This window comes from Actinoallomurus liliacearum, from assembly GCF_039542035.1.
GTDB classification, from domain to species: Bacteria; Actinomycetota; Actinomycetes; order Streptosporangiales; family Streptosporangiaceae; genus Actinoallomurus; species Actinoallomurus liliacearum.
In genome coordinates, this window is record NZ_BAABHJ010000027.1 from 1 (window position 1) to 16,639 (window position 16,639).

The following is a 16,639-nucleotide window of genomic DNA, read 5'->3' on the forward strand; positions in this document are numbered from 1 at the left end:
TCAAAGCCCGACACAAGATCGACCTCAGCCGAACGCCAAGATCTACCGGACAGGCCCTAGGCCGGTGGGCTACTTCCCGCTTCCCCGATCGGACACGAGGTCGCCTGCCGTCCGCCGTTCCCCCAGCCCGTCGTCCAGCGCGAACAGCAGGTCGATGAGGCTGCGGCGCTGGTCCGCGGACAGCGGCGCGAACAGGTCCTCGCTCGCCTGCCGGCGGGCCTGACGCATCTCCTCCCGTACGGCCAGCCCCGCGTCGGTGAGGTGCAGCCGGATCGCGCGCCGATTCGCCGGATCGACCGCGCGCCGGACGAGGCCGGCCTGCTCCAAGGAGTCGATCACGGTGGTGACCGACCGGGGCACGACGCCGAGACGGTCGGCCAACTCGGTCATCCGCAGCGGCTCCTCGCTGCGAGTGATCATGCGCAACGCCCGCTCCTGGGCGGGCGTGAGACCCAGCGGGGCGAGCCGGGCCAGCTGAGCCCGCCGCAGGCGCTTGGTCAGCCGCTGGAACAGGTCCGCGAGCTGCGCCGACGACTCCTCTTGATCCATGGCGCCGAGCATACCGGACAGTACTCATACTGAGCCTGGCACATTGTGAGTGTTACTCTGCTATGGCCCGAGAACCACCGAATCGTGAGGCGCCCTTGAACCTCCACTTTCACGAACGTGATCGCCCCTCCCCGCCGGACACCGGCGACTCCGGCGGACCGGCTGCCGGGGACACCGGCGGATCGGCCACATCCGCGCCGCGTGTGCCGCTGCGCCGGATCGTCCGCCTGTTCGGTCCGTACCGCTGGAGCCTGACCTTCGTCGGCCTGCTCGTCGCCGCGTCGTCGCTCGTCTCGCTGCTGAACCCGTTCCTGATCCGCGAGGTGATCGACGTCGCGCTGCCGAAGGGACGCGTGGGCCTGCTCACCGTGCTCGCCGCGGGAATGATCGTCGTGTCCGTCGCGAACAGCTGCTTCAGCGTGTCGCAGACGTACGTGTCCACGAAGGTCGGACAGCGGGTGATGCACGATCTGCGCACCGCGGTCTACGCCCACCTGCAGCGGATGTCGCTCGCCTTCTTCACCCGCACCCGCACCGGCGAGGTCCAGTCCCGCATCGCCAACGACATCGGCGGCATGCAGGCGACGGTGACCACCACCGCCACCACGCTGGTGTCCAACCTGACGACCGTCGTCGCCACGGTGATCGCGATGGCGGCACTGGACTGGCGGCTGACGCTCGTGTCGCTGATCATGATGCCGGCCTTCGTGTGGGTCAGCCGCCGCGTCGGCCGGGAGCGCCGCCGCGTCACCCGGATGCGCCAAGCGCAGCTCGCCACGTTGGCCTCGATCGTCCACGAGTCCCTGTCGGTCAGCGGGATCCTGCTCGGACACACGATGGGCCGCTCCCGTACGCTCACCGACGCGTTCGCCGCCGAGTCGACGACGCTGTCGGATCTGGAGGTCCGCGCGAACATGGCGGGCCGGTGGCGGCAGTCCATCATCCAGATCGTCATGTCCTCCATGCCCGCGGTGATCTACTGGGCGACGGGCCTGACCGGCCGGAACGGCCACATGCTGATCTCCATCGGGACGCTGGTGGCCTTCACGACGCTCCAGCAGAGCCTGTTCCGGCCCACCGTGCAGCTCCTCCAGGTGGGGGTGGACCTGCAGACCTCGCTCGAGCTGTTCGGCCGCATCTTCGAGTACCTCGACCTGCCCATCGACGTCGCCGAGCCCGAGCGTCCCGTACGGGTCGGCGAGATCCGCGGTGACGTGCGGCTCCGCGAGGTCGGGTTCCGCTACGGAGCCGCCGAGGACGACACGCTGAGCGACGTCGACATCGCCGTGCCCGCCGGAAGCAGCCTGGCGGTCGTCGGCGAGACCGGTTCGGGGAAGACCACCCTCAGCTACCTCATCCCGCGCCTGTACGACGTGACCTCCGGCAGCGTGACCATCGACGGCGTCGACGTGCGCGACCTGTCCTTCGACGACCTGGCCCGCGCGGTCGGCGTCGTCTCGCAGGAGACCTACCTCTTCCACGCCTCCGTCGCGGACAACCTGCGGTTCGCCAAGCCGGACGCCACCGACGCCGAGCTCGTCGAGGCGGCGCGCGTCGCGCAGATCCACGAGCACATCGCCGCCCTGCCGGACGGCTACGACACCCTGGTCGGCGAGCGCGGGTACCGGTTCTCCGGCGGGGAGAAGCAGCGCCTGGCGATCGCGCGGGCCGTGCTGCGCGACCCGCCGATCCTCGTCCTCGACGAGGCGACGAGCGCGCTCGACACACGGACCGAGCGGGCCGTGCAGGAGGCGATCGACGCGCTGTCCGCCGGACGCACCACGATCACCATCGCGCACCGGCTGTCCACCATCCGCGGCGCCGACCAGATCGTGGTGCTCGACCACGGGCACGTCGTGGAGCGGGGCACCCACGAGAGACTGCTCGCCCTCGGTGGCCGCTACGCCGCCCTCACGCGCCGCGACGCCCGCCTGACCGACGACCCCGCACTCCGCGAGGAGACCGAGGCCCGCTCCGCCTGAGCACCGGCGCGCCGCGCCAAGAGGAAACCCCGGTCACCGACCGTCCCCCGGCGCGGCGGGCTCCCCTGGCGCGGCCGGATCCCGGAGCGCGGCGGGCTCGCCCGCCGGATCCGCCGGGGCGGCCGCGCGTGCAAGGATCTCCCGTTGCCGGCGCCAGGCCGTGAGGGTCGTCGCGCGGTCGGGCTCGTCGGGCCGGAACATGATGCCGCTGGTGACCGGCATGCCGACGTGCACGTCGGACTCGACACCGGTCACGGTCAGCTCGAAGCAGTCCGGTCCGGTCGGCTCCGGCAGTGTCAGGTGACGCGGCGTGGCCCGTACGTAGATCACGGACCCGGGCGAGACGGCTCCGAGGAGTACGGTGCCGCCTCGGCCGAGGTTGCGCGCGGTCCGCGTGCCGCGCCACAGCGCCACTCGGAGCGTTCGCTCGTCCCGTACGAACAGCTCGCCGACGCTGAGCATGCAGATTCGCGGCGCTCCGTCCGGATCCGTGGTGATCAGCAGGAAGGCGGGCTGGTCCGGCGCGACGAGCGCTTCGTCGCCCAGCGCCTGAACGAGCTCGTCCGGAAGGCGGTTTCCGAGCGATTCGGCCATGTCGATCGGTCCCTCACGTCCATCGTACGGGCCCGGGACCCCCCGGCTCAGCGGCGTCGCGGCGGGACGGTCGGGATCGCGGGGAGGCTCGGGATCTCAGCTGGATCGATCTTGAACTCCGCCGGGTAGCTCTGCGGGTCGGTCGCCGAGCGCGGCTCGGTCGAACGCCAGCTGTAGATACAGGTGTCGCAGATGTACATCGTCCACCGGCCGGGCACGGGCGAGGTGGTCAGGATCCGGACGTTCTCCGTGTCACACCGCGGGCAGGTCGTGACGTTGACGGTGGCGTCGGTCATTTCAGCAGTCCCTTGATGATGTTCTCCCAGTCGGCGGTGCCCTCGGGGTCGCCCACCACCTGGGAGTAGTGACCGCGCTCCTCAGGCGCGATCGGGGTGGTGGCGTCGAGGATGACCTTGTGAGTGATCCCGGCCGGGTCGGAGCTGGGATCGAGCGCGAGCACCGAGAGATTCGGGATCGTCACGGTGTCGTGCAGCGGGTGGTAGTGCACCGACAGTGCCCACATCACCTGCGCGAGGTTGAACGGGTCGATGTCGTCGTCGACCAGGATGATCACCTTGCAGTAGGCAAGGCCGTGCGGGACGGTCATGGCCCGCATGCCGACCGCCTTGGCGAACCCGCCGAAGCGCTGCTTGACCGAGATGATGCCGAGCAGGCCCTGGGTGTACATGGCGTTCACCGCCGCCACCTCGGGGAACTCCGCCTTCAGCTGCCGGTACAGCGGCACGCTCGTGTTCAGCGCGAGGGTGTAGTCCATCTCCGTCCACGGCATGCCGAGGTACAGGTGCTCGAAGATCGGGTTCCGGCGGTGCGTCACGCGTTGCACGCGGACGACCGGCTGACGCCGCGCGCCGGAGTAGTGCCCGGTGAACTCCCCGAACGGCCCCTCGATCTCCCGCTCCCCGGCGAGGATCTCGCCCTCGATGACGACCTCGGAGCCCCACGGCACGTCCAGGCCCGTCAGCGGCGCCTTGGTGATCCGGTACGGAGCGCCCTGGATCGCGGCCGCCATCTCGTACTCGGACTGGTCGTAGGCGAGCGGCATGCCGGCCACCGTGGTGATCACGGGCTCGTTGCCGAGGGCGATCGCGATGGGCAGGTTCTCGCCGCGCTCCTCCGCCCGCTGCAGATGCAGTCCGAGATCGTGCGCGGCGAGCGGCTGGATGCCGAGCCGGGCCTTGTCCTTGACCTGAATCCGGTAGATACCGACGTTCTGCTTGCCGAAGTGTTCCGGGTCGTCGGGGTCCCGGCTGACGACGGCGCCCTTGTCGATGTAGCAGCCGACGTCGTAGCCGTTAAGGCGGAACAACGGCAGCAGGTGGAACAGGTCGATGTCCTCGGTTACGGTCACCTCCTGCCAGGGCGCGTCGTCGCGCCGCTCGACCGGGCCGGGAAACGCGTCCCAGCGGCCGGCGAACTCGAAGAACTGGTCCTTGACCGAGGTGCTCTTGTCCAGGCCGAGCATGAGGGCGTGGTTCGGCCAGGACCCGACGACGTTGAGGGCGACGCGCGCGTTGCCGGGCTCGTACCCGTTGATGTTGTCGAACAGCAGGGCCGGACCGCGGTCGGTGAGATTGGCGGTCGCGCGGGCCGCCGCGCCGAGGTCGGGTTCGGGGTCGACGCGTTCGGAGTAGGTGAGCAGTTGACCGTCGCGATCGAGTGCCCGGAGGAACTCGCGCAGGTCGGCGTAGGCCATTGTTCGGATCTTCCTTTACATGAGGGAACCGTCACCTGGGCGGTCGTTCCGGTGAGGCGGTGGAGCGGCCTGTTCAGGCGGTCGCGGCCACGGGGTCGTCGTTCACCGCGCCCCGGCGCGGGTCCGGTCGCATTCCGGACCACCGGCGGACGGTCGGCAGTTCGAGTCCGAACTGATCAAGCGTGCGTCCGACGATGTGGTCGACGACCTCGGCGAGGCTCGACGGATGGTTGTAGAACGCGAGTGCGGGCGGCAGGACCGTCGCGCCCATCTGGGACAGCGCCAGCAGGTTCTCGAGGTGGATGGTCGACAGCGGCGTCTCGCGGGCGAGCAGGACCAGCCGGCGACGTTCCTTGAGCGTGACGTCCGCGGCCCGGCCGATCAGGCCGTCGGCGTAGCCGGTCCGGATGCCGGCGACCGTCTTCATGCTGCACGGCGCGACGATCATGCCGTCCGTGCGGAACGAGCCGCTGGAGATCGCCGCCCCCTGGTCGTCCGGCGAATAGCTGACGTCGGCCAGGTCGGTCACCTGGCGCACGGTGTACGGCGTCTCCTCCGCGATGGTGGCGCGAGCCCAGCGGCTCACCACCAGATGGGTCTCCACGTCGAGATCACGCAGGGCGGACAGGAGGCGCACCCCGATGATCGCGCCGGTGGCCCCCGTCATGGCGACGACGAGTCGCACGGCAACCTCCCAGGTGCAGATGTGCGACGCACAGTTAGTACGTGTACGTCCTAACTCGGTCCACGATACTCCGTGCACGTCCTATTACCAATTCGGCCCGGAAACCGCGTCCGCTCAGGGCGTCCCGGTGTGCTCGCGGCGGGCGGGCGTGCTGACGCCGTCCCAGCGGTACCGCTCGGTATGCTGCAGCCCGAGCAGCTGGAGCAGCCGCTCGACGAGCTCATCCTGCAGCTCGGCCAGCGTCTCCGGCACGTTGTAGTACGTGGGGATCATCGGATAGACGATGGCACCCGCCTCGGTGACCGCGACCATGTTGCGAAGGTGGGCGAGGTGCAGCGGGGTCTCCCGCAGGCAGAGCACGAGCCTGCGGCGCTCCTTCAGCGTGACGTCGGCGGCGCGTTCGATCAGGTCGAGCGCCAGCCCATGGGCGATCCGGCCGAGCACCCCGGCGGCGCACGGCAGGATCACCATCGCGTCGGACGGGTAGCTCCCGCTGGTCACCGGGCCGGAGAGATCCGCCGGATCGAGCAGCCGCACCTTCGGCGACGTGGCCCCCAGCGCCTGGACGACCGAGTCGGGGTCCTCCTGCGTACCGAACTCCAGCGCCGCCAGCTTGCGGCCGTTGGCCGACACGAGAAGGTCGACATGGGTGACGCGGTCGTCCTCCTGGAGGGCGGCCAACAGCCGCTTGGACGCGCCGACTCCGCCGGCGCCGGTCACCGCGACCGTGATCCTCCGGTTCTCGGGCATGATGTCCGCTCCCCCATGAGCACAGGAAGATGCCTCCGCGGAGGCCGACCTCGCAAGGGTTCCCGCGCGCGAGCCGGCGAAAACCTGCCCGCCCACACCTCAGAGGCGCCCTGACCAGCGCAGAGGCATCCTGCAGCGGGCCGTGGCCCCGGGGGCCACCGAGCACGCGGGGCCTACTGTGGTCCCTCCACCTCTACGTTCAGCACGCGGTGCGCGATCCGGAAGAACCCCTCGCGTTCGTCCGCGGTCAGCGTCGCGAGCAGGCGCTCGTCGACCTGTGCGGCGAACGGCGCGGCTTTGATCACCATCTGCCGGCCCTCCGGGGTGAGGTCCACCAGTTTGCGCCGGGCGTCGGCGGAATCCCGCCTGATCACGAGAAGACCGCGCCCGCGCAGGCGTTCGACGATGGGGGCGGCCGTGGACTTGTCGAGCCCCGCGTGCTGCCCGAGCGTGCCCTGGTCCATGCTGCCGTGCCGGTACAGCGTGCCGAGCACCGTGAACTGCGGGCCGGTGAGGTCGCAGGGCATCATGTCCTGCCATATCCGAGTGCGGAGCTGGAACAACCGCCGGATGAGGTGACCGGCGCCGCTGGTCCCCTGATCGACCAATGACCGCATCTCCGCGTCGCCCCCGGCCGCCGCATGGGGACCGGAAGCCGCGGGCCCGCCGTCCGCACCGGTCATGCGGCCACTCCTTCGCTCATCGGACGTGCACGGAGTATAGAGGGCGGGCTCTTCGGCGAGGCCGCCCGGAGGGCGGAACCGCGCCACCCGCGGACGGCCTTCCGGCGATCGCCGGGTCGGTTCTCCCTCATGGCCGACTCATGACAAATGCCTTGACGCACCCTGAACCCTGGCATAAGAACCAGGCGACAACGTTGTCATCGCCCTATCTCCCTCCGCGAAAGGGCAGCCGGATGGCACTCCCCCGCCTGTCGCGTGCTCTCATGCCCGCTCTCCTCCTCCTAGGCGCGCTCTTCCTCCCCGCCACGGCGAGCGCCGCCGCGCTCGTCTCCGACCCCGCCTCCCTGGTCAACCCGCTCCTCGGCACGACCAACGGCGGCAACGACTTCCCCGGCGCCGACGTTCCGTTCGGCATGCTGCAGTGGAGTCCCGACACCTCCAGCCGCGCCCTGGGCGGCGGTTACTCCTACAACAGCTCCACGATCACCGGGTTCAGCCTCACCCACATGGCCGGGCCGGGCTGCGGCGCGTACGGTGACGTGCCGATCATGCCGACGACCGGCGCGGTGAGCAGTCCGGGATCGGCCAGTTCGTCGTACTCGCACGCCAACGAGTCGGCGTCCCCCGGGTACTACGGCGTGACGCTCGGCAATGGCGTCAAGACCGAGCTGACCACGACGACCCGGGGCGGCATCGGCCGCTTCACCTTCCCGTCCACCACCCAGGCGAACCTGCTGTTCAAGCTGACCGGGAGCCAGAACGGCGACTCCGCGACCACCTGGCAGACCGTCGGGAACACCGAGGTCGTCGGCTCGGTGACCAGCGGCCGGTTCTGCGGTGCCGGCAACGCCTACACGCTGCACTTCTCGGTGGCCTTCGACCACCCGTTCAGCACCGGAACCTGGCTCGCGTCCGGTGTGCGGACCGGAGCCGAGCGGCTGGCCCAGAAGTCGACCGCGCGGGCGACCCGCACGACCGTCTCGCCGCACGCGGCGGACCGGCCCGACAAGCCCCGCCTGCACGGCCCGGCGGGGACCACGGCGGCCCCGCTGGCGGCCCCGAACGGCGGATACCTGACCTTCGACACGACCGCGAACCAGGTGGTCACCGCACGGGTCGGCATCTCGTTCACCTCCGACGCGAACGCGAAGGCGAACCGGGACGCCGAGGTGCCGAACTTCGGCTTCGACGCCACGCGTACGGCGGCGCACAACGCGTGGAACAACATGCTCGGCAAGATCCAGACGGCCGGCGGCACCACCGCGCAGCAGCACGTGTTCTACACGTCGCTGTACCACGCGCTGCTGCACCCCAACGTGTTCAGCGACGTGAACGGCCAGTACATGGGGTTCGACAACGCCGTGCACACCGCCGCGTCCGGGCACGCGCAGTACGCCAACTACTCGGGCTGGGACATCTACCGCAGCCAGGCCCAGCTCATCGGCATGATCGCGCCCGCGCAGGCGAGCGACGTGGCGCAGTCCGCGGTCAACGACTACGCGCAGGGTGGCCAGTTGCCGAAGTGGGCGCAGGCCAACGGCGAGTCCTACGTCATGGTCGGCGACCCGGCCGCCTCGATCATCGCCGACATCTACGCGTTCGGCGGCCGGAACTTCGACACCACCGCCGCGAAGAACGCGATGATCCACCAGGCGACCGTCACGAACAACGACCGGCCCGGCCTGAACTACCTTTCCAGCATCGGCTACCTGCCCAGCGACGGGACGTACGGCTGCTGCAACTACTACGGGTCCGTCTCGACGACCCTGGAGTACGACACGGCCGACTTCGCGCTCGGGGCGTTCGCCGGCGCGCTCGGTGACACCGCGAACCAGAAGAAGTTCGTCGACCGCGCCCAGAACTGGAAGAACCTGCTGAACACCTCGAGCGGGTTCATGCAGCCGCGTACGGCCAGCGGGCCGTGGGCGGGCGGCTTCTCCCCGACGAGCGGCACCGAGATGGTCGAGGGCACGTCCTGGCAGTACACCGGGATGGTGCCGTTCAACGTCCGTGGCCTGGCGGACGCGAAGGGCGGCAACGCCGGGATGGTGAGCTATCTCGACCACGTGCTCGCCGCGTACGACGGCAGCGGCGGCGACCACGCCGACCTCGGCAACGAACCGAGCGTCGAACTGCCCTGGGAGTACGACTACGTGGGCCGGCCGTGGCGCACGCAGGAGGTCATCCGGAGCGTGCAGAACAAGCTGTGGCCGGACTCCCCGACCGGCTGGGGCGTCGGAAACGACGACCTGGGCACGATGAGCGCCTGGTACGTCTGGTCGGCGATGGGGATGTTCCCCGAGACGCCGGGCACCGCCGACCTGGCCCTGGGCAGCCCGCTGTTCACCCAGGTGGTCATCACGCTCAGCACCGGGAACACGTTGACCATCAACGCGCCGCAGGCCGCGACCGACGCGCCGTACGTGCAGAGCGCGACCTGGAACGGCGGTGCCTGGAGCAACGCGTACCTGCCCGCCTCGGCGGTGACGTCCGGCGGGACGCTCGGCTTCACGCTCGGCACGACGGCGAACACCTCGTGGGCGACCGCCGCCTCGTCGGCTCCCCCGTCGTACCCGGGCAGTGGCGGCACGACGCCCCGCACCGGGGCGATCACCTCCGGCATCGCCGGGAAGTGCGTCGACGTGGCGAACAGCTCCGCGGCGAACGGCGCGCACGTCCAGCTCTACGCCTGTAACAGCAGCAACGCGCAGAAGTGGACCGTGCAGGGGGACGGTACCCTGACGGCCTTCGGCAAGTGCATGGACGTCTCCAACAGCGGCACGGCCGACGGCACGAAGGTCCAGCTGTACGACTGCAACAACACCGGCGCGCAGCAGTGGACCTACGACTCCACGGCCAAGGCGCTGACCAACCCCGAGTCCGGGAAGTGCCTCGACGACCCGAACAGCACCACCACGGACGGCACCCAGTTGCAGATCTACACCTGCAACAAGACCGCCGCCCAGCAGTGGACGCTGCCGGGCTGACGCACCGCGCGGCGTGCGGGAGCCCCGCCCCCGCACGCCGCGTTCCACCGGCACCTCAGCCGGCCAGGTGGTCGTCGTCGCCCGGGGGAGATCAAAGCTTCTCCGGCCGGGCCGCGATCGCGGGCCAGAGAGTGTCGACCACGCGCGTCGGCAGCTCCTCGTCCTCTCCCCCGCGGATGAACGCCGCGTAGTAGCTGCCGATGCACATGTCGGCGACGGCGTCCAGGTCGACGCCGGAGCGAAGGTCCCCGCGCTCCTGGAGCGCCTGAAGCGTGTCGAGCAGCAGCCGCCGCCGGGGCAGCACGGCGTGGGTCCGCACCATCTCCAGGAACTCGGGGTTGTGCTCGGCCTCGGCCATGACATGGCCGACGAGCATGATCCCCGTCCGGTCGGGCGTCCGCAGGTCGAGGCGGCGGACGGCCTCGGTGACGGCCTCGCGCGCCGTGAGCCGCTCGAGGTCGACCGGTGGGGCCGCCTCCTGCAGGGCGCGGAAGCCATGGTCGAGCGCGTCGACGACCAGGTCGTGCTTGCTCTCCCAGCGCCGGTACACCGTGGGCCGGGTGACGCCGGCGTCGGCGGCGACGTCGCCGATGGTCATCCGGGAGTAGCCGTCGACGGCGAGCCGGCGGCGCGCCGCCCGCAGGATCGCCTCCTCGATCAGCGGGTCGCGCGGGCGCCCCCGTTGCTTTCTAGGAGCCTCCGCCACCATCAGATACCTCCTGACCTGCGGGAACGATCATTTCTTTACTTGACAGTACCGTAATAAAAAATACTCTGGAAGGAGAACGAAGACAACCCACGAACCGCCTGGCCGCCCGTCGCGGCCAAGGAGGGTGTGCCAAAGTGAGCGAAAATATTCTGGATCTTCCACTCGACGCCCGGCCGGACCCCGATGAGTTCGTCCGCGCCGCGATGGAGTGGCACTTCAACCCGGAGACCGGCTCTGCGTACTGGCTGCGGAGGGCGGAGACGCTCGGCTTCGACCCGCGCAGGGACGTCAAGACCGTCGAGGACCTGGCCCTGTTCCCCAACATCATCAACGAGCTGCGCGAGGTCCGCGCCGAGGACCTCATCCCACGGGGCTACGGCCCGGAGCCGGACGTCGTCGGCGTGTACGAGAGCGGCGGCACCACCGGCGCCCCGAAGCGCGTGGTCATCCTGCGGGACTGGTGGAAGCGGATCATGGCGTGGATGAACGCCGGGATGGACGCCGCCGGGTTCCCGAGGGACGTCGACTGGCTCGTCGTCATGCCGAGCGGGCCGCACATGGCCGGCAAGATGTCCGAACAGCACGCCACCGACCGCGGTGGCATCAGGTTCACGGTGGACATGGATCCGCGCTGGGTGAAGAAGCTCGTCGCCGCGGGCAAGGCCGAGGAGGCCGAGGCGTACGCCGAGCACCTCGTGGAGCAGGCCGCGTTCGTACTACGTACCCAGGACGTCGGCGTCGTCATCACCACGCCCCCGCTGCTGGAGCGGATCTCACGGCACGACGACCTCGTCGACCTGATCAACGAGAAGGTCAAGGGCATCGTCTGGGGCGGCGCGCACATGGACGCCGACACCCGCTACCTGTACCGCACCGAGGTCTTCCCGGGCATCAAGCTCCGCGGCACCTACGGGAGCACGATGATCCTCGGCGGCTCGAACGAGCGCCTCGACCTCGCCCATGACGACGCGTGCGTCTTCGACCCGCCCGCCCCGTGGGTCACCTTCCGCGTCGTCGATCCCGACACCGGCCGGGCCGTCGAGTACGGCGAGCGCGGCCAGGTCGTGATGAACCACGTGACCAAGAACATGCTGCTGCCCAACAACCTGGAACGAGACCTCGCCACCCGGGTCGAACCGCTCGCCGGCCGGGCCGGTGACTCGGTGGCCGACGTCTCCCCCGTCGCCCATTTCGACGACGAGGCCGTCATCGAGGGGGTGTACTGATGAGCGAACCCATCTTCATCGACGCGCTGGGACCGAACGGCCCCTACCGCGCGCGCAACCGGCTGACCGTCTCCGACGTGGCCGGGAACCCGCTGGTCGAGCTCAGCCTCGTTCCGAGGCTGTTCGTCACCCGCGCCATGTCCGCGCTGCACAAGGCCGAGACCCTTCCCACGGAGGAGCGCCTGGCCGCGCTCCGCGCGGCGGGCGAGCTGTTCGCGACCGGAGTGGTCGACGGCATGTCCGCGGCCGACTACCAGTACACGGTGAGCCGGATCTCCGGCACCCCGCTGCCGATCGTCCAGCGCGCGGTACGGGCCATCGCCCGCAGCGCCGCCGGCTCGTACGACAGCGCTCAGAAGGCCCGGCCCGTCGGCGCGGTGAACGACTGGCGCGACCCGAAGGCCCAGGAGGGCACGGCGGTGTGGATCCGCCGCGGGGACGTCTTCGCGGTGCACGCGGCCGGCAACCACCCCGGCGTTCACAGCCTGTGGCTGGAGGCCCTCGCGCTCGGATTCCGGGTGGCCGTACGGCCCTCGCGCCACGAGCCGCTCACGCCGTACCGCCTGATCTCCGCACTCCGCGCGTCGGGGTTCGGCGACGACCAGATCGTGCTGCTGCCCACCGACTACGCCGAGGCCGACGAGATCCTGCGCCAGGCCGACCTGAGCATGGTGTACGGCGGGCAGGAGGTGATCGACAAGTACGCCGCGGACACGACGGTCCTGCCGAACGGGCCCGGCCGGTCGAAGATCCTCATCACCGCCGACTCCGACTGGCGCGACCACATCGACATGATCGTCGACTCGATCAGCCACGAGGGCGGGACGGCCTGCGTGAACACCACGGCCGTCTTCGTCGAGGGCGACCCGGCCCCGGTGGCCGAGGCGATCGCCGCCCGGCTCTCGGCCATCCCGAGCCTGCCGCCGGAGGACGACAAGGCGGTGCTCACCGCCTACTCCATGCCGGCCGCCCGGAGGATCGAGAGCTACCTGCGGGCCAAGGCCGCCGGCACCAGGGCCCACCTCGGCGGCGACGGCGTGGTCGACGAGCTCCCCGACGGCAGCGCCGTACTCCGGCCGGCCGTGCACGAGCTCGCCGACCCGTTCGCCGAGCAGGCCGGCGTCGAGTTCGCGTTCCCGTGCGTGTGGGTGGCCCCCTGGACCCGGGAGGCCGGGCCCGCGGTGTTCCACGACACGCTGGTGCTGACCGCGGTTACCAAGGACGAGAAGCTCCTCGACGTGCTGCTCGCCGACCCCACGATCAAGAACCTCTACATCGGCGACCACCCGACCTACTGGATGACCCCCGGCGTCCCGCACGACGCCTACCTAGGCGAGTTCCTGATGCGAACGAAGGCCGTAATCCGCGACTGACCACTGCGCGGAGCCTTTGTGCCGAGGATTTCCGTCGCTATGACGACGGAAATCCTCGGCGCAAAGCCCGACTGGGCGCAGGACCCAGAACTCGTTGCCCTCCGGGTCGGCCAGCACGACCCAGGGCACGTCGGAGGGTTGTCCGACCGACGCCTCACCGACGCGGCCGGAACACGGCTGGCGGGTGAGAGCTCCTGCTGGTCCGGCTTCCGCGCGAGCCCGCACCGGCGGTGACTGCCCGATACTGGGGTGATGGATCTACGCCCGGAGCTGCTTCCTCCAGCAGTTGGCCACCAGCGTCTCATGGAGATCAGCGAGGAGATCGAGCGGATCTCGGACCTGGTCTGTCAAGGCAGGCGATCCGCGGCCGATGAAGCGGTGGCAGCCTTCAACGCCAGAACCGGGCACACCTACGCAGTCCCCGATTTCGTCGAGTATGACGCCTCACGGAGCCTTGAGGAATTCGCTCTCGAGGCCGCTCGCCCGGCACGACCACCGGTCAGTGACATCACCCGGCCAGAGCTCGCCGAAATCGTTCGCAAGATCATGGCCGGAGACCCGGAGACCGACTACTACCTGCGGCTACTCGGGGTCAACGTAGCCCATCCCAGGGCACGCGATCTGATCTTCCATCCCCCAGCCGAACTGCAGGACGCTTCCGCCGAGACCATCGTTGATGCAGCACTGTCCTACCGTCCGATCGCGTTGTGACCACACCAACGCAGAACAACTTCTCAAATACGCACTCAGATCGGGGTCGGCCTGTGACGCAGAACCATGAGCGAACGATGCGCCGACAACCGGTACTCCGTCTGCACAGAGCCGCCAGCAGCAGACACGAGCGCAGATCGGCCGCTTCGACCCCGCGCATGAAAGCCCTCTGAGCCGTGGCCACCGACTCACCGGACAGCTTCGCCCGCCCGCACGTCGCCGCAGGAGTGCTCTTCTTCGACGAGGAGGATCGAGTCTTGCTCGTCGTGCCCGCTTACAAGGACTATCGCGAGATACCCGGCGGCTACCTCGAACACGGCGAATCACCCAAAGAAGCCGCCGCCCGCGAGGTGGAAGAGGAATTAGGGATCAGGCCGCCGATTGGACGTCTACTGGTAGCCGACTGGGCACCGGACGAGCGCGAAGGCGACAAGCTACTGTTTCTCTTCGATGGCGGACGGCTGTCACCCGAGCATCGCGACCACATACAACTCGCACCCGATGAGCTGACCGACTACGCGTTCCATGACGTAGCCCGGATTCAGGAACTGACCATCGCCAGGCTTGCCCGTCGGATCGTCCAGGGGTATGCAGCCCGCCAAGACGGTAGTACTCGTTATCTTGAGCACGGCCGACCGATATCCAGCTGAAAAAACACGGCTGGGACGTGCAAGTCGTCGCTACCCCCTCGGCTCTGGACTTCATCGACGTGCCACGGCTTTACCGAGCATTTCGCCTGGTCCGACGGGGGACAGCACCTGCTCAGCGGGGGTGGAGGCGGTCGCGTTGGGGGATGACGGTGTACTTCGGGTCGGAGGAGGAGATCATTCCGGCCTCGAAGACGCCGAAGCGTGTGAGCGCGGAGCCGGCGAGGAGGGCGGCGCCCGCTGCGGCTGAGACCCAGCGGCTGCGCCAGCCGAGGGCCGCCGCGACGGCACCCGTGCCCGTCAGCGCCTCGGCCGCGCGCATGAGCACACGGGCCCGGCCGGTCTGGTACGCCTCGGCGACGACGCCCATCCGGGCCCGCATGAGGCGGGCCACCAGGAGTTCGGCGGCGCCGCCCGCCACGCCCAGCCGGCGGGCGGGGGACGTCTCCTCCAGCGGCGCGACCAGCAGGCCCAGCCCGCCTCCAGCGGCAGCGGCGGAGGACACGAACAGGTAGGGCAGCTCCCGATGCGCCTCGTGCCAGCCGGGCACGGCGGTGTCCGCGATGAGGACGCCGGTGTACGCGGCGACGGCCGGGCCGGCCACGGCGGCGGCCATCGCGCCCGCCGTGCCGATCCGTGGCAGCCGGCCGGTCGCGGCGGACACGGCGGCGACTCCGGCGGCCGGGGCGTACGCGCTGAGCAGCCAGGAGCCGACGCTCATCGGCGAGGTCCACTTCAGCACCCGGAGCATGTTGACGAAGCGCCCGGGGCGGCCGAGGTCGTGCACGAGGGCGACCATGCTGACCGCGATCGCGCCGGCGGCGCCGATCCGGGCGCCGCGGGCCAGGTGAGGCCGGCCCGTCACCTGGGCGCCGGCGGCCAGCACCGAGGAACCACCGGCCAGACCGCCGAGGAACAGGTACCCCGCGATGTCGAGCGCCTTCCAGACGGGCTGCTTGAGCACCGGTCTGCCGTAGTAGGACGTGAACTCCGGCTCGGGCACCACCGCCCGTTCGCGGCGGCGACGGCGGCGAGGGCCGGCGGTGCCGGTGAGCGCGTCGCGCGCGTGGTCCTCCCCGCTCAGCGCGCGCCGCGCGCGTACCTCCTCATCGATCGCCTCCTGGCCGGCGGTCTCTTCGTCGTCCCGCCCCTGCGCCTCCTCGGTCATCGCGACCTCCCCGCGAATGCCAGCAGGCCGGCGCCGAGCAGGCCCGCGGCGGCGACCGCGGCGTGGCGCCACATGGCCGGCAGGTCGCGGGTCGTGGCGATCGGGTCGGGGGGCAGGCCGTACACCTCGGGGTCGTCGAGGAGGAGGAAGAAGGCGCCCGCTCCCCCGATCCCGTCGTCGGTGTCCGCGAGGTAGAGGTGGGCGTCGTCGACGCCCGCGTCGTTCAGCGTGGCGACCCGTGCCGCCGCGCGTTCGCGCAGCTCGTCCAGGGGCCCGTACTGGATCGAGTCGGTCGGGCAGGCCTTGGCGCACGCGGGTTCCAGGCCGTCGCCGATCCGGTCGTAGCACAGCGTGCACTTCCAGGCCCGTCCGTCGTCCTTGCGCTGGTCGATCACGCCGAAGGGACAGGCCGGGATGCAGTAGCCGCAGCCGTTGCAGACGTCGGACTGGACGACGACGGTGCCGAACTCGGTACGGAACAGCGCGCCGGTCGGGCACACGTCCAGGCAGGCGGCCACCGTGCAGTGCTTGCACACGTCACTGGACATCAGCCAGCGCAGGTCACCGCCCTCCCCCGGCGTCATCGGGGTCATCGGCGCCGCCTCGGGCGGGGTGCTCAGCGGGGGCACCGGGCCGGTGTGGTCCACCCCCGGCTCCTGCCGGGCCAGCGGCTTACGCTGCTCGATGAAGGCGACGTGCCGCCAAGTGTCGGCGCCGAGCTTCTCGGTGTTGTCGTAGGACATCCCGGTGAAGTTGAGGCCGTCCTCCGGTAGGCCGTTCCACTCCTTGCAGGCCACCTCGCATGCCTTGCAGCCGATGCACACCGAGGTGTCGGTGAAGAAGCCCATGCGCTGCGCCATG

Annotated in this window: 16 protein-coding genes; 6 read left to right on the forward strand and 10 right to left on the reverse strand. The window is 70.0% G+C overall.

The window, feature by feature from the left end:
• Positions 1–69 precede the first annotated feature (69 nt).
• On the reverse strand, positions 70–549 hold the full coding sequence (locus ABD978_RS31595) for a MarR family winged helix-turn-helix transcriptional regulator (protein WP_345362981.1): 480 nt from the start codon (positions 547–549) through the stop codon (positions 70–72).
• Between the two features lie 203 nt (positions 550–752).
• Here ABD978_RS31595 and ABD978_RS31600 point away from each other — a divergent pair, with 203 nt between their 5' ends.
• Complete coding sequence (locus tag ABD978_RS31600; protein ID WP_345362984.1) at positions 753–2,531, forward strand: ABC transporter ATP-binding protein; 1,779 nt, start codon at positions 753–755, stop codon at positions 2,529–2,531.
• A gap of 33 nt (positions 2,532–2,564) precedes the next feature.
• On the opposite strand, the gene ABD978_RS31605 is transcribed toward ABD978_RS31600, so the two are convergent.
• The 6 genes from ABD978_RS31605 to ABD978_RS31630 all read right to left on the reverse strand — a co-directional run bounded on the left by ABD978_RS31605 (position 2,565) and on the right by ABD978_RS31630 (position 6,957).
• Entirely contained in the window at positions 2,565–3,125 is a 561-nt protein-coding gene (locus ABD978_RS31605; protein WP_345362986.1) for a hypothetical protein, read from the reverse strand.
• Positions 3,126–3,172: 47 nt separating this feature from the next.
• Complete coding sequence (locus tag ABD978_RS31610; RefSeq protein ID WP_345362988.1) at positions 3,173–3,421, reverse strand: non-oxidative hydroxyarylic acid decarboxylases subunit D; 249 nt, start codon at positions 3,419–3,421, stop codon at positions 3,173–3,175.
• Complete coding sequence (locus ABD978_RS31615) at positions 3,418–4,839, reverse strand: non-oxidative hydroxyarylic acid decarboxylases subunit C (protein WP_345362989.1); 1,422 nt, start codon at positions 4,837–4,839, stop codon at positions 3,418–3,420. The genes ABD978_RS31610 and ABD978_RS31615 overlap by 4 nt, the downstream gene beginning before the upstream one ends.
• Positions 4,840–4,912: 73 nt before the next feature.
• On the reverse strand, positions 4,913–5,524 hold the full coding sequence (locus ABD978_RS31620) for a UbiX family flavin prenyltransferase (protein ID WP_345362990.1): 612 nt from the start codon (positions 5,522–5,524) through the stop codon (positions 4,913–4,915).
• A 114-nt stretch (positions 5,525–5,638) separates the two neighbouring features.
• Positions 5,639–6,274, reverse strand: a complete 636-nt coding sequence (locus tag ABD978_RS31625; RefSeq protein ID WP_345362992.1) for a UbiX family flavin prenyltransferase — start codon at positions 6,272–6,274, stop codon at positions 5,639–5,641.
• Positions 6,275–6,447: 173 nt separating this feature from the next.
• Positions 6,448–6,957, reverse strand: a complete 510-nt coding sequence (locus ABD978_RS31630; RefSeq protein ID WP_345362994.1) for a MarR family winged helix-turn-helix transcriptional regulator — start codon at positions 6,955–6,957, stop codon at positions 6,448–6,450.
• Between the two features lie 263 nt (positions 6,958–7,220).
• Here ABD978_RS31630 and ABD978_RS31635 point away from each other — a divergent pair, with 263 nt between their 5' ends.
• Complete coding sequence (locus ABD978_RS31635) at positions 7,221–9,944, forward strand: lectin (protein WP_345362996.1); 2,724 nt, start codon at positions 7,221–7,223, stop codon at positions 9,942–9,944.
• A gap of 91 nt (positions 9,945–10,035) precedes the next feature.
• Here ABD978_RS31635 and ABD978_RS31640 read toward each other — a convergent pair whose 3' ends face one another.
• Positions 10,036–10,653 (reverse strand): TetR/AcrR family transcriptional regulator, encoded by a 618-nt coding sequence (locus tag ABD978_RS31640; protein ID WP_345362998.1) that lies wholly within the window; start codon positions 10,651–10,653, stop codon positions 10,036–10,038.
• A 134-nt stretch (positions 10,654–10,787) separates the two neighbouring features.
• Between ABD978_RS31640 and ABD978_RS31645 the strand changes: the two genes are divergently transcribed.
• From ABD978_RS31645 to ABD978_RS31660, 4 genes are all read left to right on the forward strand, one after another.
• Positions 10,788–11,879, forward strand: coding sequence for a phenylacetate--CoA ligase family protein (locus tag ABD978_RS31645; protein ID WP_345363000.1), 1,092 nt, complete (start codon positions 10,788–10,790; stop codon positions 11,877–11,879).
• Positions 11,879–13,252 (forward strand): aldehyde dehydrogenase family protein, encoded by a 1,374-nt coding sequence (locus tag ABD978_RS31650; RefSeq protein ID WP_345363002.1) that lies wholly within the window; start codon positions 11,879–11,881, stop codon positions 13,250–13,252. The genes ABD978_RS31645 and ABD978_RS31650 overlap by 1 nt, the downstream gene beginning before the upstream one ends.
• Positions 13,253–13,555: 303 nt before the next feature.
• On the forward strand, positions 13,556–13,963 hold the full coding sequence (locus tag ABD978_RS31655; protein WP_345363004.1) for a hypothetical protein: 408 nt from the start codon (positions 13,556–13,558) through the stop codon (positions 13,961–13,963).
• Positions 13,964–14,139: 176 nt separating this feature from the next.
• Positions 14,140–14,613 (forward strand): NUDIX domain-containing protein, encoded by a 474-nt coding sequence (locus ABD978_RS31660; RefSeq protein ID WP_345363006.1) that lies wholly within the window; start codon positions 14,140–14,142, stop codon positions 14,611–14,613.
• 112 nt (positions 14,614–14,725) lie between these two features.
• Here ABD978_RS31660 and nrfD read toward each other — a convergent pair whose 3' ends face one another.
• Complete coding sequence (nrfD, locus tag ABD978_RS31665; RefSeq protein WP_345363008.1) at positions 14,726–15,778, reverse strand: NrfD/PsrC family molybdoenzyme membrane anchor subunit; 1,053 nt, start codon at positions 15,776–15,778, stop codon at positions 14,726–14,728.
• Positions 15,775–16,638 carry a 4Fe-4S dicluster domain-containing protein gene (locus tag ABD978_RS31670; RefSeq protein WP_345363010.1) on the reverse strand — a complete coding sequence of 288 codons (864 nt, stop codon included), beginning with the start codon at positions 16,636–16,638 and terminating at the stop codon, positions 15,775–15,777. The genes nrfD and ABD978_RS31670 overlap by 4 nt, the downstream gene beginning before the upstream one ends.
• Position 16,639: the final 1 nt, after the last annotated feature.